Origin of the sequence: Moorena sp. SIO1F2 (genome assembly GCF_010672755.1) — a bacterium.
Lineage (GTDB): Bacteria > Cyanobacteriota > Cyanobacteriia > Cyanobacteriales > Coleofasciculaceae > Moorena.
This window is the reverse complement of record NZ_JAAHFV010000679.1, coordinates 1-1,086: the sequence shown is the minus strand read 5'-3', so window position 1 is coordinate 1,086 and position 1,086 is coordinate 1. Positions and strand designations below refer to the sequence as shown.

1 protein-coding gene is annotated in these 1,086 nt (G+C 42.8%); it reads left to right on the top strand.

Annotated features, from left to right (window positions below):
* Positions 1 to 159 precede the first annotated feature (159 nt).
* Entirely contained in the window at positions 160 to 663 is a 504-nt protein-coding gene (gene lspA / locus F6J94_RS33975; protein ID WP_293048376.1) for a signal peptidase II, read from the top strand.
* Positions 664 to 1,086 lie beyond the last annotated feature (423 nt).

Genomic DNA, 1,086 nt, shown 5'->3' with positions numbered 1-1,086 from the left:
CCACCCTTGATGCGTAAAACGACTTTGACACTCCCTACTCCCTACTCCCTACTCCCTACTCCCTACTCCCTACTCCCTACTCCCTACTCCCTACTCCCTACTCCCTACTCCTAGTAAGTACCTGACCCAATCAATAAATGCTATCATGACTAATGACTAATGAAAAAAAACCCCCTGTGTTGGTTTGCTGCTGCTATTGGTCTGATTCTGGATCAGCTGACTAAATATTGGGTGGTGCAGAATTTTGAATTGGATGAGACTCTACCCCTGTGGCAAGGAGTGTTTCACTTTACCTATGTGACTAATACTGGTGCCGCTTTCAGTCTCTTTAGTGAAGACGGCAGCTGGTTACGCTGGCTTTCCTTAGCTGTGAGTCTTGGTTTAATCGGCCTAGCTTGGTTTGGGCCAAAGCTGATTAGGTTGGAACAGCTTGGTTATGGCTTCATACTGGGAGGAGCATTAGGGAATGGCATAGACCGTTTTTTCAACAGTTGTTTGGTAGATAACCAGACAGTCACGGGTTGCGTTGTGGATTTCCTCCATTTTCGGTTGATTAACTTTCCGGTATTTAATGTGGCCGATGTGTGTATCAACCTAGGTATTGTGTGCTTGCTTATTGCAAGTTTTAAGCATCAATCGCCAAAATCTAGGGAGAGGGGTTAGTAAACAGCACAAGAAAACGTCGCAGAGTCTACCAAAAACTCCTCAGGGGGTGACAAGCTAATTGAAAATCTTACAGGGGTTAGGTTTTAGGGGTTAGGTGTTAGGTAAAATTGTCAAGCGGGATGGATTGATTAAAACTATCATTGACGTTGTATGGTGAAAATTGCTTCAATTCCTGGGAAATACAAATGACTCATTGCTGTAATTTCCCCAATACCTAAAACCTAAAACCTAACACATATCTAGGTTTGAGCTTTGTTGTCACCCCGTGAGCAAAAACTCTTATTATTTGTTAGACTTAAATTATGGTAACACCGACAGGGATTATTATGTAACTTAAATTAAAGCCGAAAACCAAGGGTTTAATAGTTGCGCTCTCTATCCCGGTGGAACCAACTTTGTTGACATTTTTATGGCGCTCGC